Origin of the sequence: Variovorax boronicumulans (genome assembly GCF_030812215.1) — a bacterium.
GTDB classification, from domain to species: domain Bacteria; phylum Pseudomonadota; class Gammaproteobacteria; order Burkholderiales; family Burkholderiaceae_C; genus Variovorax; species Variovorax boronicumulans_C.
The window spans coordinates 63,728-86,854 of the sequence record NZ_JAUSSG010000003.1 but is presented as its reverse complement, the minus strand read 5'-3'; the positions used below and the strand labels follow the sequence as shown (position 1 = coordinate 86,854).

The 23,127-nt window shown below is 66.5% G+C and carries 26 protein-coding genes; 7 read left to right on the top strand and 19 right to left on the bottom strand.

Annotation, left to right across the window (positions count from 1 at the left end; genetic code table 11):
* The first annotated feature begins 27 nt into the window (after nucleotides 1-27).
* The 6 genes from J2W23_RS09705 (at nucleotide 28) to J2W23_RS09680 (ending at nucleotide 3,716) form a co-directional block, all read left to right on the top strand.
* Entirely contained in the window at nucleotides 28-1,347 is a 1,320-nt protein-coding gene (locus J2W23_RS09705; RefSeq protein ID WP_307648555.1) for a CHASE3 domain-containing protein, read from the top strand.
* Nucleotides 1,348-1,638: 291 nt separating this feature from the next.
* Nucleotides 1,639-1,803, top strand: coding sequence for a DUF1328 domain-containing protein (locus tag J2W23_RS09700; RefSeq protein ID WP_013543146.1), 165 nt, complete (start codon nucleotides 1,639-1,641; stop codon nucleotides 1,801-1,803).
* Nucleotides 1,804-1,857: 54 nt separating this feature from the next.
* Nucleotides 1,858-2,235: a hypothetical protein gene (locus J2W23_RS09695; protein ID WP_176659418.1), complete on the top strand. Its 378-nt coding sequence runs from the start codon at nucleotides 1,858-1,860 to the stop codon at nucleotides 2,233-2,235.
* A 41-nt stretch (nucleotides 2,236-2,276) separates the two neighbouring features.
* Complete coding sequence (locus tag J2W23_RS09690; RefSeq protein WP_176659417.1) at nucleotides 2,277-2,657, top strand: phage holin family protein; 381 nt, start codon at nucleotides 2,277-2,279, stop codon at nucleotides 2,655-2,657.
* A complete protein-coding gene (locus J2W23_RS09685; protein ID WP_307648554.1) occupies nucleotides 2,647-3,156 on the top strand; it encodes a hypothetical protein in 510 nt (169 codons plus the stop codon). The genes J2W23_RS09690 and J2W23_RS09685 overlap by 11 nt, the downstream gene beginning before the upstream one ends.
* Nucleotides 3,153-3,716, top strand: a complete 564-nt coding sequence (locus J2W23_RS09680; protein ID WP_176659415.1) for a ferritin-like domain-containing protein — start codon at nucleotides 3,153-3,155, stop codon at nucleotides 3,714-3,716. The genes J2W23_RS09685 and J2W23_RS09680 overlap by 4 nt, the downstream gene beginning before the upstream one ends.
* 95 nt (nucleotides 3,717-3,811) lie before the next feature.
* Here the strand turns inward: J2W23_RS09680 and J2W23_RS09675 are convergent, their stop codons facing one another.
* The 17 genes from J2W23_RS09675 to J2W23_RS09595 all read right to left on the bottom strand — a co-directional run bounded on the left by J2W23_RS09675 (nucleotide 3,812) and on the right by J2W23_RS09595 (nucleotide 17,814).
* Nucleotides 3,812-4,330, bottom strand: a complete 519-nt coding sequence (locus tag J2W23_RS09675; protein ID WP_307648553.1) for a BON domain-containing protein — start codon at nucleotides 4,328-4,330, stop codon at nucleotides 3,812-3,814.
* 49 nt (nucleotides 4,331-4,379) lie between these two features.
* Entirely contained in the window at nucleotides 4,380-4,577 is a 198-nt protein-coding gene (locus tag J2W23_RS09670; RefSeq protein ID WP_093198234.1) for a CsbD family protein, read from the bottom strand.
* A gap of 122 nt (nucleotides 4,578-4,699) precedes the next feature.
* Nucleotides 4,700-5,521: a DUF429 domain-containing protein gene (locus tag J2W23_RS09665; RefSeq protein ID WP_307648552.1), complete on the bottom strand. Its 822-nt coding sequence runs from the start codon at nucleotides 5,519-5,521 to the stop codon at nucleotides 4,700-4,702.
* 13 nt (nucleotides 5,522-5,534) lie between these two features.
* Complete coding sequence (locus tag J2W23_RS09660) at nucleotides 5,535-6,416, bottom strand: DMT family transporter (protein WP_176659412.1); 882 nt, start codon at nucleotides 6,414-6,416, stop codon at nucleotides 5,535-5,537.
* A gap of 16 nt (nucleotides 6,417-6,432) precedes the next feature.
* Entirely contained in the window at nucleotides 6,433-6,855 is a 423-nt protein-coding gene (locus J2W23_RS09655; RefSeq protein WP_013543155.1) for a BLUF domain-containing protein, read from the bottom strand.
* Nucleotides 6,856-6,857: 2 nt separating this feature from the next.
* A complete protein-coding gene (gene folE / locus J2W23_RS09650) occupies nucleotides 6,858-7,589 on the bottom strand; it encodes a GTP cyclohydrolase I (RefSeq protein WP_176659411.1) in 732 nt (243 codons plus the stop codon).
* A 73-nt stretch (nucleotides 7,590-7,662) separates the two neighbouring features.
* Complete coding sequence (locus J2W23_RS09645) at nucleotides 7,663-8,433, bottom strand: endonuclease/exonuclease/phosphatase family protein (protein WP_176659410.1); 771 nt, start codon at nucleotides 8,431-8,433, stop codon at nucleotides 7,663-7,665.
* On the bottom strand, nucleotides 8,430-8,906 hold the full coding sequence (nudB, locus tag J2W23_RS09640) for a dihydroneopterin triphosphate diphosphatase (RefSeq protein WP_307648551.1): 477 nt from the start codon (nucleotides 8,904-8,906) through the stop codon (nucleotides 8,430-8,432). Before nudB ends, J2W23_RS09645 begins: the two co-directional genes overlap by 4 nt.
* 7 nt (nucleotides 8,907-8,913) lie before the next feature.
* Nucleotides 8,914-10,719, bottom strand: a complete 1,806-nt coding sequence (aspS, locus tag J2W23_RS09635) for an aspartate--tRNA ligase (RefSeq protein WP_307648550.1) — start codon at nucleotides 10,717-10,719, stop codon at nucleotides 8,914-8,916.
* Nucleotides 10,720-10,756: 37 nt separating this feature from the next.
* The gene (locus J2W23_RS09630; protein WP_176659407.1) at nucleotides 10,757-11,389 is read right to left on the bottom strand and encodes a DUF502 domain-containing protein; all 633 of its coding nucleotides are present in this window, start codon (nucleotides 11,387-11,389) and stop codon (nucleotides 10,757-10,759) included.
* 10 nt (nucleotides 11,390-11,399) lie between these two features.
* Nucleotides 11,400-11,735, bottom strand: coding sequence for an FmdB family zinc ribbon protein (locus J2W23_RS09625; RefSeq protein ID WP_176659406.1), 336 nt, complete (start codon nucleotides 11,733-11,735; stop codon nucleotides 11,400-11,402).
* A gap of 83 nt (nucleotides 11,736-11,818) precedes the next feature.
* A complete protein-coding gene (locus tag J2W23_RS09620; RefSeq protein ID WP_176659405.1) occupies nucleotides 11,819-13,267 on the bottom strand; it encodes a sodium:solute symporter family protein in 1,449 nt (482 codons plus the stop codon).
* An 11-nt stretch (nucleotides 13,268-13,278) separates the two neighbouring features.
* Nucleotides 13,279-14,844, bottom strand: a complete 1,566-nt coding sequence (gene ubiB / locus J2W23_RS09615) for a ubiquinone biosynthesis regulatory protein kinase UbiB (RefSeq protein ID WP_307648549.1) — start codon at nucleotides 14,842-14,844, stop codon at nucleotides 13,279-13,281.
* Nucleotides 14,841-15,398: a ubiquinone biosynthesis accessory factor UbiJ gene (locus tag J2W23_RS09610; protein ID WP_176659403.1), complete on the bottom strand. Its 558-nt coding sequence runs from the start codon at nucleotides 15,396-15,398 to the stop codon at nucleotides 14,841-14,843. Before J2W23_RS09610 ends, ubiB begins: the two co-directional genes overlap by 4 nt.
* A 54-nt stretch (nucleotides 15,399-15,452) precedes the next feature.
* The gene (locus tag J2W23_RS09605; protein ID WP_307648548.1) at nucleotides 15,453-16,478 is read right to left on the bottom strand and encodes a Tim44 domain-containing protein; all 1,026 of its coding nucleotides are present in this window, start codon (nucleotides 16,476-16,478) and stop codon (nucleotides 15,453-15,455) included.
* A 33-nt stretch (nucleotides 16,479-16,511) separates the two neighbouring features.
* Nucleotides 16,512-17,243, bottom strand: a complete 732-nt coding sequence (ubiE, locus tag J2W23_RS09600) for a bifunctional demethylmenaquinone methyltransferase/2-methoxy-6-polyprenyl-1,4-benzoquinol methylase UbiE (protein WP_093438975.1) — start codon at nucleotides 17,241-17,243, stop codon at nucleotides 16,512-16,514.
* Nucleotides 17,244-17,400: 157 nt separating this feature from the next.
* Entirely contained in the window at nucleotides 17,401-17,814 is a 414-nt protein-coding gene (locus tag J2W23_RS09595; RefSeq protein ID WP_176659401.1) for a gamma-butyrobetaine hydroxylase-like domain-containing protein, read from the bottom strand.
* A gap of 109 nt (nucleotides 17,815-17,923) precedes the next feature.
* Here J2W23_RS09595 and J2W23_RS09590 point away from each other — a divergent pair, with 109 nt between their 5' ends.
* Complete coding sequence (locus J2W23_RS09590; protein WP_176659400.1) at nucleotides 17,924-18,706, top strand: hypothetical protein; 783 nt, start codon at nucleotides 17,924-17,926, stop codon at nucleotides 18,704-18,706.
* A 19-nt stretch (nucleotides 18,707-18,725) separates the two neighbouring features.
* On the opposite strand, the gene J2W23_RS09585 is transcribed toward J2W23_RS09590, so the two are convergent.
* Entirely contained in the window at nucleotides 18,726-19,250 is a 525-nt protein-coding gene (locus J2W23_RS09585; RefSeq protein ID WP_307648547.1) for an HIT family protein, read from the bottom strand.
* Nucleotides 19,247-23,125, bottom strand: a complete 3,879-nt coding sequence (locus J2W23_RS09580; protein WP_307648546.1) for an FAD/FMN-binding oxidoreductase — start codon at nucleotides 23,123-23,125, stop codon at nucleotides 19,247-19,249. Before J2W23_RS09580 ends, J2W23_RS09585 begins: the two co-directional genes overlap by 4 nt.
* Nucleotides 23,126-23,127 lie beyond the last annotated feature (2 nt).

The following is a 23,127-nucleotide window of genomic DNA, read 5'->3' as shown; positions in this document are numbered from 1 at the left end:
TTCATGCACTGGCTAGCCCCTCCAAGAATGGCCTTGAGCCTGCTGCTCGCGGCACTGGCCGCGCTGGCCCTCGTCGGCATCAACGAGGCCGGGTTTCGCCAGTCCACCCGCGCCCTGGCGGACATCGACGAGGCGCAGAGGGGCCGCGGCGTGGTCAACCAGATCCTGCAGAACATGCTGGACGCCGAAACCGGCCAGCGGGGCTATCTGCTGACGGGCGAGGCCAGCTACCGGCAGCCCTACGACACGGCGATCAAGGAGGTCGACGGCAACCTCGCGACCCTGCGGCAGCTGTACGCCGGGCGGCCGGCCGAGATGGCCCAGATCGCCGAGCTCTCGAAGCACGTCCTGCGCAAGATCGCAGAGATGGACATGAGCGTGCGGCTGCGCCAGGACGGCAAGGAAGACGCCTGGAAATTCGTCATCACGACCGACGTGGGACGGGAGGAGATGGACGCCATCCGCGCCACCGCCCTCCAGCTGGTCAATGTGAGCAACAAGACCCTGCACGATGGTCAGGTGCAGGTGCTGCGGTCGCTGCAGCTCGCGCGCATCGGCACGGCCGTGGTGGCGCTCGCGGCGCTGATCGCCTTCTTTCTCTACCTTCGGCAGACGCACGCCCTGCGCTCCATCGGCGAGCGCCAGCAGGAAGCGCTGCAGCGCGAGCGCAACGCGCTCGAGGACGAGGTGCGCGAGCGCACCGCCTCGCTGGCCGAGCTGGCCACCCACCTGCAGGACGTCCGGGAAACCGAGCGCGGCTACCTCGCACGCGAACTGCACGACGAGCTCGGCTCGCTGCTCACCGCCGCCAAGCTGGACGTCGCGCGGCTCAAGTCGCGCCTGGCGGAGTCGCCCGATGCCACCACGCGCCTGCAGCATCTGACCGAGCTGCTCAACAGCGGCATCGCGCTCAAGCGCCGGATCATCGAAGACCTGCGGCCCTCGTCGCTGTCGAACCTCGGGCTGGTTGCGTCGCTGGAGATCCTGGGGCGCGAGTTTGCCGAGCGCTCGGGGCTCCAGGTCGAGATGGCGCTGGAGCCGGTGACGCTGGACGAATCGCGTCAGCTCACGATCTACCGCATGGTGCAGGAGAGCCTGACCAACATCGGCAAGTACGCCGAGGCCGGCGAAGCGACGATCGTGATGAAGAACTACGAGAACCATGTGATCGTGGAGGTCTCGGACAACGGCAAGGGCTTCGACACGCAGCGCATGCGCCCGTCCACGCACGGCCTGGCGGGCATGCGCCACCGGGTGGAAGCGGCGCGCGGCAAGCTCACGATTTCATCGACGCCCGGCCGGGGCACGCGCCTGAGCGCGATGCTGCCCGTGGTCAAGCCGGCATGACGGGACTCGCCCCCAGGCTGCGCGCACTTCGTGTCGCTTCGCCAACCCCTTACCGGGGGCAACACCGGTGGCCCGGCGAAGCCGGTTCCACGGTGTTCACCAACCAAAGCGGCACTCCTTCACGCCTCGGCGCGGGCTGACTCGGTCGTCTCCTACGCTCCCCGCCCCCGGTCGCTGACAGGGTGCAAAGGGGGCCCCGCTTAAGGTTGCTCCTGTGCCATCCGATTCCTCTCACGAAGACCGGATGCGCCGTTCTCAAAAACAACGAGGGAAGCCTCGAAGGAGTTCCACATGTTGCATTACGCCGTGGTGTTTCTGGTCATCGCACTCATTGCCGCCCTGTTCGGCTTCGGTGGGATTGCAGCCAGCGCAGTCGGGATCGCCAAGATTCTTTTCGTGATCTTCGCTGTGCTCGCCATCGCGAGCTTCCTGGCCGGCTTGCTACGACGCAAGTAGCGTAGTTACGATCAACAGGCTCCCGCATTTCATCTTCCCGGAAAGGACTCTCACATGAACACGACGACCAAGACCCCTTCGCAACTTGCCGACGAGGCGCGCCAGACCGCCAACGACGCGGTCGAGACGACCCGCGCCTACGCGCAGAACGCGGTGAATGCGGCGGGCGAAAAGGTCCGCGAATTGCGCCGCGATACCGAGCCTGCCGTCGAGCAACTCGCAGCCCGCGTGCAGCAAGCCGTTCAGCGCGGCCTGGACGCCGCATCGACCACCAGCGCACGTGCGCAGCGCCGCCTGGAGCAGGCTGCCGACGTCACCGGCCGCTACATTTCCGACCAGCCCGTTCGCTCGGTGCTGCTCGCCGCCGCTGCCGGTGCCGCCATCACGGCCCTCATCGTTCTGGCCAGCCGCCGCAGCCGGGACGACTACTGATCGCTTGAGCTTTTTTCTTCGTTCCCTCGCTCCCCGGCACCATGCTTCATCCGATTTTCTCCACGGTGCTCGGGCATCCGGAACTCGTTGCTGAACACCTCGCCAACTACGCCGCCCTCGTCCGCCAGGAATCTGCTGAAGCAGGGCGTGGCCTCGTCGCCCGCATCGTCGCGGGCGTGCTGGCAGCAGCCAGCGTCATGCTGGCCCTCGGGCTGATCGGTGTGGCCGTGCTGCTCGGCGTGCTCCACGGCAGCTTTCACTGGGTACTGGTGGCCGTGCCGGCCGTCGCCGTGGTGATCGCGGCCGTCTGCGGCTGGTATGCGACGCGCCCCAGCCCGAGCTACGGTTTCGACGACCTTCGCTCGCAACTGGATGCCGACCTGCAGGCCTTGCGCGCAGCCGGAGCCGACCATGACCAGTGATACCGAACGTCCCTCGTTGACCCCGCAGCAGCGCCTGGCCATTTCGCGCCGCGCGCTGGTGCGGCAACTCCATGGCGGCGAGGCTCGCGGCCACGATCGTCCGGCGCTCGATGGCGATGGCGATGCCGACGACGAACTCGAATACGCGCACCACGACACCTCGGGCGAGCCGGCGCATGAACGGCGCGCCTCCCGCAACGGCAACAACATCTGGGGCGGCGTGGCCCGCAGCGTCGTGCAGCGCTGGTGGCGCCGCCACCCGGCCCATGCGGTGGGCCAACTCGCTCGCCCGGTGCTGGAGCACTACGCGCGCAAGGAGCCGGCCAAGCTCATGGCCGCCGCCGCGGCCACCGGTGCATTGCTTGTGCTCGTGAAGCCGTGGCGACTGCTGTCGGTCACTGCCGTGCTGGCAGCGGTCCTGAAGACATCCGACGTGGCTGACGTCGTCAACACGTTGATGCAGAAGACCCCAAGCCCCCCACGAAAGGACTCTCCATGAATGCAGATGCTTCCTCCTCTGGCAAAGCTGCGCAGCCCTACAAGCACCTGGTGCTCGACCAGAACGCCATCGACGCTGCCGGCAAGAGCCTCGACGAAGGTGCCGTGACGCCCAGCTACGGGCCATGGCGCGATGACGTCGTCAAGCTCCTGAACGACGCGCTCGCCACCGAACTCGTGTGCGTGCTGCGCTACAAGCGGCACTACTTCACCGCCAACGGTGTCGAGTCGCCCAAGATCGCCGAAGAATTCCTGGTGCACGCCAACGAAGAATCGGCCCACGCCGATCGCATTGCCGAGCGCATCGTGCAACTGGGCGGCGAACCCGATTTCGCCCCGACGCACCTGCTGGAGCGCAGCCATGCCGGCTATGACGAATCGACCGACCTCCAAGCCATGGTGCGCGCCAACCTCGTGGCCGAACGCATCGCGGTGGAGTCGTACCGGCAGATGATCGTGCTGATCGGCGACAAGGACCCGACCACCCGCCGCATGCTCGAAGACATTCTTTCCGACGAGGAAGAGCACGCCGACGAGCTCAAGGATTGGCTCGGCCACTGACCTACCGCCCGATCGACTCGACCGGGCCCGAGCGGCCCGCCCATGAAAAAAGCCCGGTCGAACCGGGCTTTTTCATTGGGAGCGGAGAAGCGCGATCAGCTCTTCACTTCCAGCTCGTTGCTCACCGAAGTCACGCCCTGCACGCCCTTGGCGATTTCCTCGGCACGCGCCTTCGCGGCTGCCGTCGGTGCCGGGCCCTTCAAGCTCACCGCGCCACCCTTGGTGTCGACGTTGATCTTGATCGCGCTCAGGTCCGGGTCCTTCGCAAGGCCCGCGGACACCGACGCTGTGATGGCGGCATCGTCCACCGTCGCGCTCACGGCGGCGCCGGCGTGCTTGGCGGCCTCCTTCACGTTGGCCATGCCTTCCCTGACCTCGGAAGTGGTGCCGGAGGCATCGACCTTCGCCTTGGCGTCCTTCACGGCTTCTCCGGTCTTGGCGGCGGCAGTTTCAGCCGCCTGCTCGGTCTTGGCCACCGCGCTGTCGAGCTTTTCGCCAGCGGTGCGGTTGTCGGACTTGTCGCAAGCCGCCAGCGTCAGCGCGGCGCCGGCCAGGAGCACGGCGAGCCACGCGCGCGAAGACGTCACGGCGATGGGTTGTTGGGGTTTGTTCATGGGAATCCTCCAGAAATGAGTCGCGCCCCGATGGCGCAACCCTGGCCGGTCAAAGCTTGTCGGCACCCGACTTGATGGCGTCCTTGGCCTTTTCCTTCACATCGCCGTAGGTCTTCTGAACCTTGCCGGCGGCCTGGTCGGCGATGCCTTCGCCTTCGAGCTTCTCGTTGCCGACAACCTTGCCGGCCACTTCCTTGAGCTTGCCCTTGGCTTCTTCGACGCGGCCTGCCACTTGATCCTTGTTCATGTCGCTTCCTTCCTGAGTAGATGAGATGGGTGGAACCGAGATGGCCCACTCATTTCAATCTAGTCGCCACCCGCCGTCCCGGGGTATCGCCGGCACCCCGAAGCGGTGTAGGACAACAAGGCTCAAGCCGTGACGATCCATCCTTCAAGCGGATCGAACTGCACGGGCAATCCGTAGCCCGGTCCGGGGCTCGCGGCGCGCTGCAGGCCCCATGCGGCCTGCAGGAGGCACAGCACCGCGTCGATGTGGTCGCCGCGCGCGTCGGCCAGCAGTTCGGCGCGCTGATCGGCATTGAGCTGAAGGCGCAGGCCGAGCCGCGTCGTGCCCGCCTCGAGCCCGGCGAGCAGATCGGTGCGGGCCGCGAGGCGTTCGGGCGTCTGCTTCGCGAGGTCGTCGCTCTTGTAGCTGCGGCGGCCGATCAGTTCGCGCGCGAGCAGGCCCGGGTAGGCCTCCAGCGCGATGCGGTCCTCGTGAATGCCTGCGTGCAGGCCCGGCAGGCTGGCACCGGCCGCCAGCAACAGAGGCACGCCGGCGTGCAGCATGAAGGCGACCGGCGGATTGACCCACTTCATAGACGGGCTCGACCCCGCGGGTGCATCGGCGGCCCGGTGCGCGAACTTGCCACCGGCAGGGCGCGCGGCGCAGAAGGCGGCGAAGGTGTCGCGGATCTCCGCGCGGCCGAGGCTCGCATAGTGCGCCATCAGCGGTGCCCATTCGAGCGGCCATTTCAGGTGCTCGACCAGTTCGCGCGGCAGGCTGAATGGAAAGTCGAAACCGCCGACCCACGCGGGCGTCTCGCGCAGCCCTCGGCCCCAGGCCTCGAGCGTTGCGAAGCGTTGAAGGCTGGCCAGCCTGACGCCGTCCGTGCCGGCCATCTCGCCGACGGCCACCACGATCGGCTTGCGGGTTGTCGGTGCGCTCGAGAAATCGCAACCGAACAGCATGGCCCGCCTTCGTTCAGCCCAGCGCGAGCGCCACGACGCCCGCGGCGATGAAGAGCGCGCCCAGCAGCCGCAACAGCCGATCGCCTTCGCGCAGCAGATGCCCGCCGATCAGCGCAGCGAACAGCATCGACACCTCGCGTGCCGGCGCGACGTGCGAGATCGGCGCCTGCTGCACCGCATAGAGCACGAGCACATACGAAACCGGGCTGATCGCCGCCACCAGCAGCGCGTACTTCCACTGCTCGCGCCACATGCGCGCGGTCGTCGCGCGGTCCTGCAGCGCGGCGGGGAGCAGCAGCGCGAGGCGCACGAAGTTGCTCATGTAGTCGAGCAGGATCGGCGACATCGCGAGGAACTTGACCGCATAGCTGTCGGCCACCGTGTAGGCCGCGATGAACGCGCCCGTCAGCACGCCGTAGCGGATGCCCTTCTGCACGCGCTCGCGCTGGACCGGGTCATGCTTCCTGTGAAAGAGGCGCGGGCCGCCGGCCACGAGGAACACGCCGAGCACCACGCCGAAGATGCCGGCCACGCCAACCAGGCTGATCTTCTCGCCAAGGAACAGGATCGCCACCAGCGACGACAGCAGCGGCCCCGAGCCGCGTGCGAGCGGATAGACCACGGTGAGGTCCGACTTGCGGTAGCCGCGCAGAAGAATGACGTAATAGAAGACATGCAGCACGCCGCTCAGCACGATGAAGCCCCACTCCTTCGTGCCCCAGGTCGGCACGACGCTCCAACCCAGCACGATGCCCACGGGCGCCCACACCACGGCCATGAAGACGCCGCTCTGGAACGCGAAGCGCGCGTCGCCGTTCGCCTTCTTGGCGGCGATGTTCCAGCTGGCGTGAATGACCCCGGCCAGCAGGATCAGCGCAAAGGCGGAAAGCGGCACCCCGGCGGAACCGGGATCAGTGGCGGCCGACGATGGCGGCGGTGGCCATCAGCTCTTCGAGCAGCGCCAGCGAGACCTTGCCCGAGACCTTGTACGGGTCGAGCTCGGGCTTCTCGGAATACTTGAGCAGCGTCGAGGCATTGAGCTTCGAGAGGTTGACCTGCCCCATCGTCCAGCCGCCGAAACGGCGCTCGGAGATTTCTTCGTAGTGCAGCAGCACCACGTCCTTGTGGCGCGCATCGCGCTGGATGTGGCCGTACAGATCGCTGATGGCGTCACGCCCACCCTCGATGGCTTGCAGGAAGGTACCGGCACCGTAGCAAAGGATGCCGGTGATGCCGCACGCCGGGTTGTGCGTGCGCGACTTCGCAAGGATCGCCTCGATGGCCGCGGGGCTGGTGTCGACGGCGCGGCTCGCGTAGAGAAGACGGACCAGCATGTTCAGCTCTTTCTCGGCAGGAGGGAAAGGAATTCGCGGCGCAGGCTCGGGTCTTTCAGGAATACGCCGCGCATGACGGAATTGATCATCTTGCTGTCCATTTCCTTCACGCCGCGCCAGGCCATGCAGAAGTGCTCGGCTTCCATGACGAGCGCAAGGCCGTCGGGCTGCGTCTTTTCCTGGATCAGGTCGGCCAGCTGCACCACGGCCTCTTCCTGGATCTGCGGACGGCCCATGACCCATTCGGCCAGGCGCGCGTATTTCGACAGGCCGATCACGTTGGTGTGCTCGTTGGGCATCACGCCGATCCAGAGCTTGCCGATGATCGGGCAGAAATGGTGCGAGCAGGCGCTGCGCACGGTGATCGGGCCGACGATCATCAGCTCGTTCAGGTGCTCGGCATTGGGGAATTCGGTGAGCGCGGGTGGCGGTACGTAGCGGCCGCGGAACACCTCGTTCAGGTACATCTTGGCCACGCGGCGCGCGGTGTTGTCGGTGTTGTGGTCGTTCTCCACGTCGATGACGAGGCTCTCGAGCACGGCCTTCATCTTGACCTCGACCTCGTCGAGCAGCGACTCCAGTTCGCCGGGCTCGATGAACTCGGCGATGTTGTCGTTGGCATTGAAGCGCTTGCGCGCTGCATTCAGGCGCTCGCGGATCTTGACGGAGACGGGCGTGCCCTCGTCATCGTCTTTTCGATCGGGGAGCGGTTCGACGTCGGTTTTCCTCAGCATGGCGGGGATCGTACCAGTGAATGGCTCCAAGACATTCGGGCTGCAACGCCCGTCCCTTCTCGGAACAATGCTATCAATTAGGTAGCGTGAAGTCAGCTACCAGCGGGAGGTGATCGGACATCCGCGCCCAGATCGGGCCGCGCGGGACGGTGCAGGACAGCGGCTCGAGCTTGCGGCCGTAGACGAAATCGAGCTGCGCCACTGGCAGCCGCGAGGGGTAGGTGAGCGTGCGTGGGCCGCGCAGGTCGCTGGCGTCGCGCAGGCCCATCGCGTTCATGGCATAGCGCATGCGCGCGCCCCAATCGTTGAAATCGCCGGCCACGACCACGGCCTCGTCGGCCGGCACTTCGCGGTCGATGAATTCCCGCAGGCGCGCGATCTGCCGCACACGGCTGCCCTTGATGAGGCCCAGGTGCACCACGATGGCATGCACCGGTTGCCCTTCGACTTCCATCACGACGTGCAGCAACCCGCGTTGTTCGAAGCGGTGGTCGGAGATGTCCTGGTGGCCGGTACGGATCACGGGCCAGCGCGTGAGCAGCGCATTGCCATGCTCGCCATGGCGCGTGACGGCGTTGGTCTCATAGACGGCGGTGTAGCCCTCGGGGGCGAGGAAGTCGGCCTGCGGCAGCTCGGGCCAGCGCGCGAATCGGGCGGCGGCCTGCCGGTTCATCTTGCGCACCTCTTGCAGGCAAATGATGTCGGCGTCGAGTTGCTCGATCGCGTGGCCGAGGTTGTGGATCTCGAGTCGCCGGGCGGGCCCGATGCCCTGCACACCCTTGTGGATGTTGTAGGTCGCGACCCGGAGGTTGTTGGCTGCTGTTGCGGCTACCGGCTGGTTCATCGCGCAAATTCTGGCAGCAACAGAATGGCTTCGGCGTTCGACGGGGAAAAGCACAGGTCGGCGGCCTCGTGGTACGGCAGCCATTTCCAATCGGTGTGTTCGCGCGGATCGAGCCGGGGCGCCAGGCGATCGGGCACGCAGAGGCTGAACAGGTGCTCGGTGTTGTGCGTGACACCGGGCTCGTAGCGGGCACGCCAGCGCGGGTAGATCTCGTAGACGTTGCGCAGTTGCCAGTCGACCAGTTGCGAGGCGAGCGGCGTGCCCTCGCTGCAATCGATGCCGGTTTCCTCGGCCACCTCGCGTGCGGCGGTGAGCGCGAGCGGCTCGTCGACCGCGTCCTTGCTGCCGGTGACCGACTGCCAGAAGTCGGTCTCGGCATCCGCACGCCGGATCAGCAGCACATCGAGTGCCGGCGTGTGGATCACGACCAGCACCGACTCCGGGATTTTCCAGGGCCGGGTGCTGGTCGTCATGGCTGCATCAGGCCGCTTGGGGCGTGTTGCGCAGCTTGATGTGCAGTTCGCGCAGCTGCTTCTCGTCGACCGGGCTCGGCGCCTGCGTCAGCAGGTCTTGCGCGCGCTGGGTCTTGGGGAAGGCGATCACGTCGCGGATCGACTCGGCGCCGGTCATCAGCATGACCAGGCGGTCCAGGCCGATGGCGATGCCGCCGTGCGGCGGGGCGCCGTACTGCAGCGCGTCCAGCAGGAAGCCGAACTTGAGCTGCGCGTCCTCGGCACTGATCTTCAGCGCGCGGAACACCTTGCTCTGCACTTCCTCGCGGTGGATACGCACCGAGCCGCCGCCCATCTCGATGCCGTTGAGCACCATGTCGTAGGCCTTGGCGATGCACTTCTCGGGGGCGGTGTCCATGAGGTCTTCGTGGCCGTCCTTCGGTGCGGTGAACGGGTGGTGCACGGCGCTCCAGCGCTGGCCTTCCTCGTCGAACTCGAACATCGGGAAGTCGACCACCCAGAGCGGCGCCCAGCGGTCGTCGAACAGGCCGCTCTTCTTGCCGAAGGCGCTGTGGCCGATCTTCACGCGCAGCGCGCCGATGGCGTCATTGACGATCTTTTCCTTGTCGGCGCCGAAGAACAGGATGTCGCCGTTGCGCGCGCCCGTGCGGGCGATGATCTCGGCCAGCGTGTTGTCGTCCAGGTTCTTCACGATCGGGCTCTGCAGGCCTTCGCGGCCGGCTTGCGCGTCGTTCACCTTGATGTAGGCCAGGCCCTTGGCGCCGTAGATCTTGACGAACTCTTGATACGCGTCGATCTCGCCGCGCGACAAGCCGCCCTCGGCACCGCCGCCCGGCACGCGCAGCGCCACGACACGGCCGCCGGCCATGGTGGCGGCGTTCGAGAACACCTTGAATTCCACGCGCTTCATGAGCTCGGTGAGTTCGGTGAATTCAAGCTTCACGCGCAGGTCAGGCTTGTCCGAGCCGTACTTGAACATCGCGTCGCCGTACGTCATGGTCGGGAACACCGGCAGGTCGATGCCCGCGGCGTTGCGGAACACGTTGCGGATCATCCCTTCGAACATCTCGCGGATTTCTTCTTCGGCGAGGAACGAGGTCTCGATGTCGATCTGCGTGAATTCGGGCTGGCGGTCGGCACGCAGGTCTTCGTCGCGGAAGCACTTCACGATCTGGTAGTAGCGGTCGTAGCCGGCCACCATCAGCAGCTGCTTGAAGAGCTGGGGCGACTGCGGCAGCGCGAAGAAGCTGCCGTCGTGCACGCGGCTGGGCACCAAGTAGTCGCGCGCGCCTTCGGGCGTGGACTTGCCCAGCATCGGCGTCTCGATGTCGATGAAGCCGTTGGCATCGAGGAACTTGCGCGTCTCCATCGTCACCTTGTAGCGAAGCATCATGTTGCGCTGCATGGCCGGGCGGCGCAGGTCGAGCACGCGGTGCGTGAGGCGGGTGGTTTCCGAGAGGTTGTCGTCGTCCAGCAGGAACGGCGGCGTGACCGACGGGTTGAGCACCTTGAGCTCGTGGCACAGCACTTCGATCTTGCCGCTCTTGAGCTGGTCGTTCACGGTGCCTTCGGGACGGGCGCGCACGAGGCCGGTGATCTGCACGCAGAACTCGTTGCGCAGGCCCTCGGCCACGGCGAAGGTGGAGGCGCGATCGGGGTCGCACACCACCTGCACGTAGCCTTCGCGGTCGCGCACGTCGATGAAGATCACGCCGCCGTGGTCGCGGCGACGGTTGACCCACCCGCACAGGGTGACGGTCTGGCCCAACAGGGCTTCGGTCACAAGACCGCAATAGTGAGTACGCATGGCCATAGGGATGACTTCCGGCGCCGTCGTGGCGCGTTCGTTTTTATGAGTTGGATGGCTTGATCGCCACCGTGGAGGGGCCGCCTGGAACGACCACCCCCATCGAGACGATGTACTTGAGCGCTTCGTCCACGCTCATCTTCAGTTCGACGCAGTCGCTGCGGCGGAGCATGACGAAGTAGCCGCCCGTGGGATTGGGCGTGGTCGGCACGTAGACGCTGAGGAATTCCTCGGTGCCCAGGTGCTCGGCCACCTCGTTGCCGGGCGCGCCGGTCACGAAGGCGATGGTCCACACGTTCTCGCGCGGCCACTGGATCAGCACCGCGGTGCGGAAGGCGTTGCCGTTCTCGGAGAACAGCGTATCCGAGACCTGCTTGACGCTCGAATAGATCGAGCGCACGACCGGAATGCGCCGCACCACCGCATCGCCCCAGCCCAGCAGGCGCTTGCCGACGAAGTTGCTCGCAATGGCGCCGACCACCAGCAGGATCGCCAGCGTGAGCAGCACGCCCAGGCCGCGGATGTTGTTCTCGAACAGCCATTTCTGCCAGACGGCCGGGAGCACCCACAGCGTCTGGTCCAGCGTGTCGATGATCCACTTCAGCACCGCCAGGGTGATGAACAGCGGAACGATCACCAGCAAGCCGGAGAACAACCATTTGCGCAGGGCGAGCATGGGCGGAGTCTCAGTCGGCGCTCTTGGCGGCGGGGGCCGGGGCGGGAGCAGGCGCCGGGGCGGGCGCGGAGCTCGGCGCGGCGGCGCTGGAGGAGGAAGACTCGGCGGGCTTGGCGCCTTCGCTCGCCACGGGGGCGGTGGCCGGCTCGGCCTTCTTGCCGCCGCCTTCGCGGAAATCGGTCACGTACCAGCCCGATCCCTTGAGCTGGAAACCGGCGGCCGTGACCTGCTTTTCGAAGGCGCTGGCGCCGCACGCCGGGCACACCGTGAGGGGCGCGTCGGACATCTTCTGCAAAGCGTCCTTGGCAAAGCCGCAGGCGCTGCACTTGTAGGCGTAGATGGGCATGGGGAAATAGGGTCCAAAAGCGGCGCAGCTGCCGCTCGCAAAGCCCTCGATTATAAGGGCCCACCCTGCTGCCGGGGGCGCTCTCAGGCCGCTTCGGTGGCCAGCGGCCGGTGTGGCGTGTGAGTGTTCGCTACCCACTGCGGCAGCAGCGAGCCGGCCACCATGCCGGTGAACGAAGCCAGAACACCCGCCAGTTGGGCCGGAAAAACGGCGCCCCAGGGCATTGCCAGGAACAGCAGCCAGGTGCCGATGCCCAGCAGGATCGACGCAACCGCCCCCTGCGTGGTGGCGCGGCGCCAGTACAGGCCGCACACCAGCGGCACGAAGGCGCCCACCAGCGGCACCTGGTAGGCGCCCGAAACCAGTTCGTAGATCGGCGTGCCCTGCATGCGGATGGCGTAGGCCAGCACGGCAACGCTGAACAGCAGCACCGTGATGCGCATGGTCATCAGATTCTGGCGGTCGGTGCCCGCGGGGCGGAACTGGCGCCAGATGTTCTCGGTGAAGGTGACGCTGGGCGCCAAGAGCGTGGCCGAGGCGGTCGACTTGATGGCCGACAGCAGCGCGCCGAAGAACAGCACCTGCATCACGAATGGCATCTTCTGCAGCACCAGCGTGGGCAGCACCTTCTGCGGATCTTCCTTCAGCAGCACGGCCACCTCGTCCGGCATGATCAGGAGCGCGCTGGCCACCAGGAACATCGGCACGAAGGCGAACAGGATGTAGGCCACTCCGCCGATCACCGGGCCGCGCTGGGCGGCCTTGACGCTGTTGGCCGACATCACGCGCTGGAACACGTCCTGCTGCGGAATGGAGCCCAGCATCATCGTGATGGCGGCCGCGAAGAAGAACACCATGTCGTGCCAGTTGGGCTCGGGCCAGAACTTGAAGAGGTCCTTGCTGACCGCGAAAGCCACCACCTTGTCGGCGCCGCCGGCCATGTTGCCGGCGAACATGGCGATGATCGCCAGGCCCGCAACCAGGATGATCATCTGGATGAAGTCGGTCACAGCCACCGACCACATGCCGCCAAAGAGCGTGTAGGCCAGGATCGAGACCACCCCGATCACCATGCCCAGCGGAATGCTGATGGCATTGCCCGAGAGCACGTTGAACACCAGCCCGAGCGCCGTGACCTGCGCCGAGACCCAGCCCAGGTAGCTCAGCATGATGATGAGCGTGCAGGCCACCTCGACACTGCGGCCGTAGCGCTCGCGGTAGTAGTCGCTGATGGTCAGCAGCGTCATGCGGTACAGCTTGCCCGCGAAGAACAGGCCCACCAGGATCAGGCAGGTGCCCGCGCCGAACGGGTCTTCGACCACGCCGTTCAGCCCGCCCTCGATGAACTTGGCCGGGATGCCGAGCACCGTTTCGGACCCGAACCAGGTCGCGAAGGTGGTCGTCACGATCATGAAGAGCGGCAGGTGCCGCCCCGCGATGGCGAAGTCGGTGGTGTTCTTCACCCGCTTGGCGGCGTAGAGCCCGATGGCGATGGTGACCAGCAGATAGACGACAACCAACGTCAGCAGCACGGGAATCTCCTCTAGAACAACTTCACACGCACCAGCAACTGCATGGCGAGCAACCCCAATACAAAACCTATGCCACCGTAGATGATGGTCTGGAGCAGCTTGTTGGTGCGCTTTTGCGCGGCCAGCAGCTCCAACAGCTCGCGGCGGTGATCGGGCGGCCGATTTTCCAGGAAATCGTGCAGCAATCGAGGCAATTGCGGCAGCAATTTTGCGTAGCGCGGCGCTTCGGCCTTCAGCTGCTGCAGCAGCTTCTTCGGCCCGATCTGGTCAACCATCCACTTTTCGAGGAAGGGCTTGGCCGTGTGCCAGAGGTCGAGTTCGGGGTCGAGCTGGCGGCCGAGACCCTCGATGTTGAGCAGCGTCTTCTGCAGCAGCACCAGCTGCGGCTGGATTTCCACATGGAAGCGCCGCGAGGTCTGGAACAGGCGCATCAGCACCATGCCCAACGAGATTTCCTTCAGCGGCCGGTCGAAGTACGGCTCGCAGACGGTGCGGATCGCCGCTTCCAGCTCGTCGATGCGCGTGCCCTCGGGCACCCAGCCGCTTTCCAGGTGCAGCTCGGCCACGCGCTTGTAGTCGCGCCGGAAGAAGGCCACGAAGTTCTGCGCGAGGTATTCCTTGTCCGACTCGGTGAGCGTGCCGATGATCCCGAAATCGAGTGAGATGTAGCGCCCGAAGGTCTCGGGCGCCAGGCTCACCTGGATGTTGCCCGGGTGCATGTCGGCGTGGAAGAAACCGTCGCGGAACACCTGGGTGAAGAAGATCGTGACGCCGTCGCGCGCAAGCTTGGGAATGTCGACGCCGGCGGCACGCAGACGGTCGAGCTGGGCAATGGGCACGCCATTCATGCGCTCCATCACGATCACCTCGGGGTGGCAGAAGTCCCAGAACATCTCCGGGATCAGCACCAGGTCGAGCTCGGTCATGTTGCGGCGCAGCTGGGCCGCGTTGGCAGCCTCGCGCACCAGGTCGAGCTCGTCGTGCAGGTACTTGTCGAACTCGCCGACCACCTCGCGCGGCTTCAGGCGCTTGCCGTCGGGCGAAAGTTTCTCGACCCAGCCGGCCATCATGGCCATGAGCGCCAGGTCCTTCTCGATCACGCCGCGCATGCTCGGGCGCAGCACCTTCACCGCCACGTCGCGGATCTCGCCCTGGTTGGTGCGGATGGTCGCGAAGTGCACCTGCGCGATCGAGGCGCTGGCGATCGGCGTCTCGTCGAACTGCACGAACACATCGCCGACCGGCCGGCGGAACGCGCGCTCGATGGTGGCAATGGCCACTGCCGAGGGGAACGGCGGCACGCGGTCCTGCAAGAAGGCGAGTTCGTCGGCGATGTCGGGCGGCAGCAGGTCTCGCCGTGTCGACAGCACCTGGCCGAACTTCACGAAGATGGGCCCCAGGCGCTCGAGCGCCTCGCGAAGCCGCTGGCCGCGCGGCGCGTCGAGGTTGCGTCCGATGGAAACCACGCGTGCCACCACGCGCAGCCAGGGCTTCTGAAAGCTCGTGAGCACGAGCTCGTCCAGGCCGTAGCGCAGCGCGACCCAGACGATGAACAGGCCGCGATAGAAGCGCCTCATTCGGCGTTGCCCGCCGAACCGCCAGCCTTGGCCGTGCGGTCGCCGACGAACTGGCGCAGCGCCGTCACCACGCGCCGCACGCCATTGCCCAGGGTGTGTGCGGGCACATCGCCGATCACGCGCGCGAGGTCGTCCTCGACGTCCCAGCGCACGTGGTCGACCAGCCAGTTGACCTCGGCGGCCAGTTGCACGTCGCCGACGATCTGCACCGAGGGCTTGTCGCCGCGCAGCGTGGCGCGGGCGATCTCGAAGGGGGAATCGTCGGTGACGGTCAGCGTGAGTTCAGGCGTGGAGCCTGCGGGCGCCAGGTCGAGCAGGCCGGCCGGTGTAGCGACCAGTTCCATCGTCACGAAGCGCCATTGGAAGCGCACCACCCTGCCCTGTTGGCGCAGCAACCGCTGCTGAGCCTCGGGCTCCTGCTGGAGCACATGGTTGAGGAACAGGACCGCGCGGTGCTGGATCTCGTGGACCGCCCAGTCCGGCGGCTGAAGACGCTCGCCGATGCGGTTGAAGAGGTCGCCGAGAAAAGAAAAAGGGGACGATGGTGTGGCCATGTCCCCATTATCGTTTCTGTACGCGGCGCGGCGGCCGCGAACATCTCTGACCGTTTACTGCAGCGCTTGCACGCCGGCAACCAGCCAGCCGCCGGCACCACTGGTCGGCTTGGTCATGTTCCACACTTCGCGGAACGGACCCGGGCCCGCCGAGGCGTCCTCGCGGATCATGCCGGAGAACTCCACGCTCGCCATGTAGGCGTCGGGCAGTTCTTCGATGCCGAGCAGCTTGGCGTCGAGCATCACCACTTCGGTCTTGTTCGACGCGCCACCGGTGTGGCTTGCGCGGTCGGCCAACTGCGTACGGATTTCCTCGACCATCTCGTCGGTCATCATCGAGCGCAGCATCGACACGTCGGCGCGGTCCCATGCGTCCTGCAGCGTCACGAAGTTGCGCTTGGCGGCGCCGAGGAAACCGTCGACATCGAAGCCCGCGGGAATGCCCCAGGACTGCGAGCCGCCCAGCGCGGAGCCGATCATGCTGCCGCCAGCTGCGGCGCCTGCCGCAGAGAGGCTGCTGCCATGGCGATCACCGTCGGCCGGCGTGGCGTCGAAGGCCGTGGCCGAACGCTCCCATGGCCGTGCCGAGGCATCGTTGCCCACGTTGTTCGGGCTGTACTGCGCCGGCGCGCTGGCGTTGGAGGGACTGGCGCCCGCGCCCTGGAACGCGAATCCGCCCTGGCGATTGGCACCACCCGAAGCGGCCGAGCGCGCCTTGAAGATGCGCCACACGGCCAGCGCCGCGAAGATCAGCAGGCCGATCAGCAGGATGTTGGCGAAGCCGGCGCCCAGGCCGAGCGAGCTCGCGAGCCATGCGAGGCCGAGGCCCGCGGCGAGACCGCCGAGCATTGCGCCCCAGGGACGCTTCGGTGCAGCGGCTGCCGGCGCAGGCGTTGCGGGCTTGGCAGCCGAGTTGGTCGCGTTCTGCTGCGCAGGTGCAGCGGGCGGCGTGGACTGGCGCTGCGTCACGTTGGACGATTGGCGGCCGATGGACTTGCCACCACCCACACGGGCGGCGTCGGCCTGCACGCTCACGAGCACCAGCGCAGCTGCCAGAAACAAAGAACCCAAACTTTTCATGTCGTCTCCTCTAGAGCGAAAAATTTCGCTTCATCAACACTTGATTCCAACATGCAGGGCAGCGATGCCACCCGTCATGTTGTGATAGTCCACATGTCCGAAACCGCCCTCTTTCATGAGGGTCTTGAGCTCCTCTTGCGAGGGATGCATGCGGATGGATTCGGCCAGGTAGCGATAGCTCGCGTCGTCGCCGGCCACGAGCTTGCCAAGGCGCGGCAGCACGTTGAAGGAGTACCAGTCGTAGGCCTTGGTGAGCGGCTTGGCGATCTTGGAGAACTCGAGCACCAGGAGCTTGCCGCGCGGCTTGAGCACGCGGTTCATTTCCTTGAGCGCGATGTCCTTGTGTGTCATGTTGCGCAGGCCGAAAGCCACGGTCACGACGTCGAAATGGTCATCGGGAAACGGCAGCTTCTCGGCATCGCAAACCAGCGTGGGCAGTGCAACGCCGGCATCGAGCAGGCGATCCCGGCCGGTGCTCAGCATGGCTTCGTTGATGTCGGTGTGAACCACCTGGCCGGTGGCACCGACCTTCTTCGAGAACGCGAGCGCGAGGTCGCCGGTGCCACCTGCGATGTCGAGCACGCGCGAGCCTTCGCCCACGTTCGCCACCATCACGGTGTAGGCCTTCCACGCGCGATGCAAGCCCACCGACATCAGGTCGTTCATGACGTCGTAGCGCGAGGCCACCGAATCGAAGACGCCGCGGACACGTTGCGCCTTCTCGCTTTCGTCGACTTTCTCGAAGCCGAAGTGGGTTGTACTCATGCAACCGATGTTAGGCCGGAAGCCTACACATCAAGCCGACGACCCCGCACCCACGGCGGGCATTTGTTGCTTTTTCTTCAAACGAAGAGGCGCCGCAACGCGCGTCCTTGCTACCTGCAGAGCTATCGTTTCAGTAGCACCGCAAGATTTGAAAGCATCAGTGGCTGCTGCACGAAGACCCGCCCTTGTCGATCATCGGTGCATCGCGATCGACGCCCGCCTCGGCGAGCCGGCGCTCGTACTGCGCCCACAGGTCGGCCTGGTTCGCGCCGAGTTCGTAGAGCAGGTCCCACGAGTAGATGCCGGTGTCGTGGCCATCGCTGAAGGTCGGCTGCACGGCGTAGTTGCCGACGGGCGCGAGGCCGGCGAGCTCGACATCGCGCTTGCCCGTCTGCAGCACTTCCTGGCCCGGGCCGTGGCCCTGCACTTCGGCCGACGGCGAGTAGATGCGCATCAGCTCGAACGGAATGCGAAAGGTCGCGCCGTCCGAGAAGCCCACTTCGAGCACGCGCGACTGGCCGTGCACGGTGATCGATTGCGGCGTCGGTGCGCCCGGTTTCAAGCCTGCCATAGCGGTATTGGGTGTTCCGTTCGGAAAAATTCTCGGAGGCGCGCAGTATGCCGCGCGGTTGCGCCTGCATGCGACCCGGCGCGCAAAGACCAGCGCTTAGCATCGCGGCATGCAGACACCTCAACGCCATCGATCGTCGCGCCCGGGCTGGGCAGCACTTGTCCTCTGCGCCGCGCTGACGGCCGGCGCCGCCGTGCCGGCGCATGCCTTCCTGGGCCTGCTCGGCAAGGCAGCTGGCAAGGCTGCGACCGCAGGCAAGGCGGCCGGTACGGCCGGCAAGGGCGCGGCGGTCGGCGCGGGCGCCGTCGCGGCGGAGAGCGCGACCGGCGTGGCGGGAGTTGCGGGCAAAGGTGCGGCGGCGCTGGGCGACGACGCGGCGCATGCCGCGCAGTTCGGGACGCGGACCGCAGGGCCCGAATTCAGCGCAGTGAACGCCGCGCTGCCGCCCGAAGTCGCCGCCTACCTCGCAAAGCCCGCCAAAGACCTGACGCCCAAGGACACTTCGCGAATGATGGACAGCTATCGCCAGATGGTCGAACGCGCAGGCAAGAGCGGCGACTTCACCGCGGTCGAGCGACTGCCCACATCGGCGGGCACAGGCCGCACGCTGCCGGTGAACGAGCCAAGCAAGCCGGCCACATCCGCACCCAAGACCGAAGCAGCGACCTCGTCGACGAGCATGCCGGCCGCATTGCCCATCCACGCACTGCGCGTGCTGGCCCACGCATCGCACGCAGGCAACCGTGACGCGCAGGCCGAACTGGACCGTGTGTGCCGCGATGGCAGCGTCGCATCGAAGCGCTTCTCGAAGGAAATGCGTGCCACGCCGGAATTCAAGGAGACCTGCGCGAACCGCAAGCTCGCGACGACGCGCACGGCCGCCGCGCGCTGAGGCGCCATCGCCCTCCCGCTCAGCCCTGCAGCAGCACCAGCCGGCGGACCATCTCGGCCTCAAGCTCCGGCAGCAGTGCCTGCAGTTCCGCCACGCGATCGACCGGCGCCGCGCGCTGCGCGGCCGCCCAGAACGGCGAAGGAAAGTGGCTGTCCCAGTCGAAGCGCGCGATCACATGCCAATGCAGGTGCGGCACCATGTTGCCGAGTGCGGCGAGGTTGATCTTTGTGGGCTTCAGTTGCTCGCGCAGGCATTGCTCGACAACCGTCACCGCCTCCATGCACAGCACGCGGTCCGCGGCGTCGAGGTCCGAAAACTCCGGCGCATGCTCGCGCCAGATCACGCGGTAGAAGGCCGGAAAGCCCACCTCCTCCGCATGAATCACGCGCAGCTTCGCGCCCTCGAACACGACGCGCCCGCCCGGGCCTTCGCAGAACGGGCAGCCCTGTTGCGCCGAGCCGCCGCCGGGCCGCCCCGAGGCGGCGAGCGCCCCCTCGGGGGCCAGCGAGGACACGCCAGTGCCGAGCGTGGGGGCCATGCTCATACCAGCACTCGCTCGATGCCGCCCTGGTTGGCCGCGGCCACGTACTCGGGCATCCAGTCGGCGCCCAGGATCTTGTTGGCCATCTCGACCACGATGTAGTCGGCTTCGAGCAGGCCGTTGTTCAGGTCGTTGCCGTAGCGCGAGAGGCCCTGCAGGCAGCTCGGGCAGCTGGTGAGGATCTTCACGTTGTCCTTCGCGCCGACCTGGCCGGCGTCGCGCAACGCGGCTTCGCCCTTCTTCAGTTCCTCTTCCTTGCGGAAGCGGATCTGCGTGGAGATGTCCGGCCGCGACACGCCCAGGGTGCCCGATTCGCCGCAGCAGCGGTCGTTCTTGAGCACGTTGTCGCCCACCAGCGCCTTCACCGTCTTCATCGGGTCCTGCAGCTTCATCGGCGAATGGCAGGGGTCGTGGTACAGGTAGCCGCCACCGCCGGCATCGGCGAGCGTGATGCCCTTCTCGAGCAGGTACTCGTGGATGTCGATGATCCGGCAGCCCGGGAAGATCTTGTCGAATTGGTAGCCCTGCAGCTGGTCGTAGCAGGTGCCGCAGCTCACCACCACCGTCTTGATGTCCAGGTAGTTGAGCGTGTTGGCCACGCGGTGGAACAGCACGCGGTTGTCCGTGATCATCTTCTCGGCCTTGTCGAACTGGCCGCTGCCGCGCTGCGGATAGCCGCAGCACAGATACCCGGGCGGCAGCACCGTCTGCACGCCCGCATGCCAGAGCATGGCCTGCGTGGCCAGGCCCACCTGCGAGAACAGGCGCTCGGAACCGCACCCAGGGAAGTAGAAGACCGCCTCGGTTTCCGACGTGGTCGCCTTCGGGTTGCGGATGATCGGCACGTAGTCCGCATCCTCGATGTCGAGCAGCGCGCGCGCCGTCTTCTTCGGCAGGTTGCCCGGCATCTTCTTGTTGATGAAGTGGATCACCTGCTCCTTGACCGGCGCCGGCCCCAGCGTGGCTGGCGGCGCCGCGGTCTGCTTCTTCGCGAGGCCGCGCAGCAGGTCGTTGGCCAGTCGCTGCGCCTTGAAGCCGATGCCCACCATGCCCGCGCGCACCGCCTTGATGGTCTGCGGGTTGGTCGCGTTCAGGAAGAACATCGCGGCCGCGTTGCCGGGACGGAAGCTCTTCTGGCCCATCTTGCGCAGCAGGTTGCGCATGTTCATCGACACGTCGCCGAAGTCGATCTTCACCGGGCACGGCGTCAGGCACTTGTGGCAAACGGTGCAGTGGTCGGCCACGTCCTCGAACTCTTCCCAGTGCTTGATGCTGATGCCGCGCCGGGTCTGCTCCTCGTAGAGGAAGGCTTCGACCAGCAGCGAGGTCGCGAGGATCTTGTTGCGCGGGCTGTAGAGCAGGTTGGCGCGCGGCACGTGCGTGGCGCACACCGGCTTGCACTTGCCGCAGCGCAGGCAGTCCTTCACGCTGTCGGCAATGGCGCCGATATCGCTCTGCTGCATGATCAGCGATTCGTGCCCCATGAGGCCGAAGCTCGGCGTGTAGGCGTTGGTCAGGTCGGCGTGCAGCGTGACCGCCTCGCCCGCCGGGGCGCGCAACAGCTTGCCCTTGTTGAAGCGGCCCTCGGGATCGACGCGGGCCTTGTATTCGGTGAAGGGGCGCAGCTCTTCATCGCTCAGGAACTCGAGCTTCGTGATGCCGATGCCATGCTCGCCCGAGATCACCCCGTCGAGGCTGCGCGCCAGCGCCATGATGCGCACCACCGCGGCATGCGCGGTCTGCAGCATGTCGTAGTTGTCGCTGTTCACGGGGATGTTGGTGTGCACGTTGCCGTCGCCCGCATGCATGTGCAGCGCAACCCACACGCGGCCCTTGAGCACGCGCTTGTGGATGGCCGTGCATTCGGCCAGGATCGGCGCGAACTCGGCACCCGAGAAAATCTCCTGCAGCGGCTGGCGCAGCTGCGTCTTCCAGCTCGCGCGCAGGCTGTGGTCCTGCAGTTGCGGGAACAGCGAATCGACGTTCTCCAGCCAGCTGGCCCACAGCGCACGCACCTCGTGCACCAGCGCCACGGCCTGCGCCACGCGGTCTTCGAGCAGCTCGGCGGTCGGAATCTCGTGCGCGTCGTCGGTCTTGCCCAGCGGCAGGTTGCCGCGCGCGAGGAAGGCCTCGAGCTCGTCGGTGAGCGCGAGCTTGTTCTGCAGCGACAGCTCGATGTTGATGCGCTCGATGCCATCGCTGTACTCGGCCATGCGCGGCAGCGGGATCACCACGTCTTCGTTGATCTTGAAGGCGTTGGTGTGCTTGCTGATGGCGGCCGTGCGCTTGCGGTCGAGCCAGAATTTCTTGCGCGCCTCGGGGCTGATGGCAATGAAGCCTTCGCCGCTGCGCGAGTTGGCGATGCGCACCACTTCCGAGGTGACGCGCGCCACCGCATCGGCGTCGTCGCCCGCGATGTCGCCGAACAGCACCATCTTCGGCAGGCCGCCGTGCTTCTTCGACTTGGTGGCGTAACCCACGGCCTTCAGGTATCGGTCGTCCAGGTGCTCCAGGCCGGCCAGCAGCACGCCCGAGCGCTTCTGCTCGGCGAACATGAAGTCCTTGATCTCGACGATGCTGGGCACCGCGTCCTTCGCGTTGCCGAAGAATTCGAGGCACACGGTGCGCGTGTGCGATGGCATCTTGTGCACCACCCAGCGGCAGCTCGTGATGAGGCCGTCGCAGCCCTCTTTCTGGATGCCCGGCAGGCCCGAGAGGAACTTGTCGGTCACGTCCTTGCCGAGGCCTTCCTTGCGGAAGGTGCGGCCGGGGATGTCCAGGCGCTCGGTGCGCAGCTTGGTCTTGCCGTCGGCCGCGTAGTACTGCAGCTCGAACAGGGCGCTCTCGGCGTCGTGGATCTTGCCCAGGTTGTGGCCGATGCGCGTGACCTCGAGCCATTCGGCCTGCGGCGTGACCATGCGCCACGAAGCGAGGTTGTCGAGCGCCGTGCCCCAGAGCACGGCCTTCTTGCCGCCGGCGTTCATCGCGACGTTGCCGCCGACGCACGACGCTTCGGCGGAAGTCGGGTCGACCGCGAACACGAAGCCCGCGCGCTCGGCCGCATCGGCCACGCGCTGCGTGACGACGCCCGCTTCGGTCCAGATGGTGGGCACGGGCTGGTCGAGACCGGGTAGCGGCATGTGCTCGACCTCGGTCATCGCCTCGAGCTTCTCGGTGTTGATGACGACGCTGTTCCAGGTCAGCGGAATCGCGCCGCCGGTGTAACCGGTGCCGCCCCCGCGCGGAATGATGGTCAGGCCCAGCTCGATGCAGCCCTTCACCAGCAGCGCCATCTCGGCCTCGGTGTCGGGGCACAACACGACGAAGGGGTACTCCACGCGCCAGTCGGTCGCGTCGGTCACGTGCGATACGCGGGAGAGCCCGTCGAACTTGATGTTGTCCTTGGCGGTGAGCCGGCCCAGCACGCGCGTGGCCTTGCGGCGCAGCGCCGCGACGTCGCGGAACTTGGTGTCGAAGGCTGCCACCGCATCGCCGACCAGCGCGGTGAGCTCGCCGACCAGCTGGTCGCGCGGCATGTCGCTGTCGGGAGTGCGGCGCTTCTGGACTTCGGCCAGCCGGTGCCGCAGTGCCTCGACCAGTTGGCCGCGGCGGCGCGGGTTGTCCAGCAGGTCGTCGACGAGGTAGGGGTTGCGCTGCACCACCCAGATGTCGCCGAGCACTTCGTAGAGCATCCGCGCCGATCGGCCGGTGCGGCGCTCGGCGCGCAAGGTCTGCAGCAGTTCCCAGCCGCGTTCGCCCAGCAGGCGAATCACGATCTCGCGATCGGAGAAGCTGGTGTAGTTGTACGGGATCTCGCGCAGTCGGACAGGCTCTGCGGCCTGTGCCAACAGCGTGTTCAACGCGGTCGGAGCATTCATCG

Excerpts from the sequence above, each read along its gene's own strand:
- J2W23_RS09705 (WP_307648555.1), top strand. The coding sequence starts at position 28 with ATGGCCTTGAGCCTGCTGCTCGCGGCACTGGCCGCGCTGGCCCTCGTC.
- J2W23_RS09700 (WP_013543146.1), top strand. The coding sequence starts at position 1,639 with ATGTTGCATTACGCCGTGGTGTTTCTGGTCATCGCACTCATTGCCGCC.
- J2W23_RS09695 (WP_176659418.1), top strand. The coding sequence starts at position 1,858 with ATGAACACGACGACCAAGACCCCTTCGCAACTTGCCGACGAGGCGCGC.
- J2W23_RS09690 (WP_176659417.1), top strand. The coding sequence starts at position 2,277 with ATGCTTCATCCGATTTTCTCCACGGTGCTCGGGCATCCGGAACTCGTT.
- J2W23_RS09685 (WP_307648554.1), top strand. The coding sequence starts at position 2,647 with ATGACCAGTGATACCGAACGTCCCTCGTTGACCCCGCAGCAGCGCCTG.
- J2W23_RS09680 (WP_176659415.1), top strand. The coding sequence starts at position 3,153 with ATGAATGCAGATGCTTCCTCCTCTGGCAAAGCTGCGCAGCCCTACAAG.
- J2W23_RS09675 (WP_307648553.1), bottom strand. The coding sequence starts at position 4,330 with ATGAACAAACCCCAACAACCCATCGCCGTGACGTCTTCGCGCGCGTGG.
- J2W23_RS09670 (WP_093198234.1), bottom strand. The coding sequence starts at position 4,577 with ATGAACAAGGATCAAGTGGCAGGCCGCGTCGAAGAAGCCAAGGGCAAG.
- J2W23_RS09665 (WP_307648552.1), bottom strand. The coding sequence starts at position 5,521 with ATGCTGTTCGGTTGCGATTTCTCGAGCGCACCGACAACCCGCAAGCCG.
- J2W23_RS09655 (WP_013543155.1), bottom strand. The coding sequence starts at position 6,855 with ATGCTGGTCCGTCTTCTCTACGCGAGCCGCGCCGTCGACACCAGCCCC.
- folE (WP_176659411.1), bottom strand. The coding sequence starts at position 7,589 with ATGCTGAGGAAAACCGACGTCGAACCGCTCCCCGATCGAAAAGACGAT.
- J2W23_RS09645 (WP_176659410.1), bottom strand. The coding sequence starts at position 8,433 with ATGAACCAGCCGGTAGCCGCAACAGCAGCCAACAACCTCCGGGTCGCG.
- nudB (WP_307648551.1), bottom strand. The coding sequence starts at position 8,906 with ATGACGACCAGCACCCGGCCCTGGAAAATCCCGGAGTCGGTGCTGGTC.
- aspS (WP_307648550.1), bottom strand. The coding sequence starts at position 10,719 with ATGGCCATGCGTACTCACTATTGCGGTCTTGTGACCGAAGCCCTGTTG.
- J2W23_RS09630 (WP_176659407.1), bottom strand. The coding sequence starts at position 11,389 with ATGCTCGCCCTGCGCAAATGGTTGTTCTCCGGCTTGCTGGTGATCGTT.
- J2W23_RS09625 (WP_176659406.1), bottom strand. The coding sequence starts at position 11,735 with ATGCCCATCTACGCCTACAAGTGCAGCGCCTGCGGCTTTGCCAAGGAC.
- ubiB (WP_307648549.1), bottom strand. The coding sequence starts at position 14,844 with ATGAGGCGCTTCTATCGCGGCCTGTTCATCGTCTGGGTCGCGCTGCGC.
- J2W23_RS09610 (WP_176659403.1), bottom strand. The coding sequence starts at position 15,398 with ATGGCCACACCATCGTCCCCTTTTTCTTTTCTCGGCGACCTCTTCAAC.
- J2W23_RS09605 (WP_307648548.1), bottom strand. The coding sequence starts at position 16,478 with ATGAAAAGTTTGGGTTCTTTGTTTCTGGCAGCTGCGCTGGTGCTCGTG.
- ubiE (WP_093438975.1), bottom strand. The coding sequence starts at position 17,243 with ATGAGTACAACCCACTTCGGCTTCGAGAAAGTCGACGAAAGCGAGAAG.
- J2W23_RS09595 (WP_176659401.1), bottom strand. The coding sequence starts at position 17,814 with ATGGCAGGCTTGAAACCGGGCGCACCGACGCCGCAATCGATCACCGTG.
- J2W23_RS09590 (WP_176659400.1), top strand. The coding sequence starts at position 17,924 with ATGCAGACACCTCAACGCCATCGATCGTCGCGCCCGGGCTGGGCAGCA.
- J2W23_RS09585 (WP_307648547.1), bottom strand. The coding sequence starts at position 19,250 with ATGAGCATGGCCCCCACGCTCGGCACTGGCGTGTCCTCGCTGGCCCCC.
- J2W23_RS09580 (WP_307648546.1), bottom strand. The coding sequence starts at position 23,125 with ATGAATGCTCCGACCGCGTTGAACACGCTGTTGGCACAGGCCGCAGAG.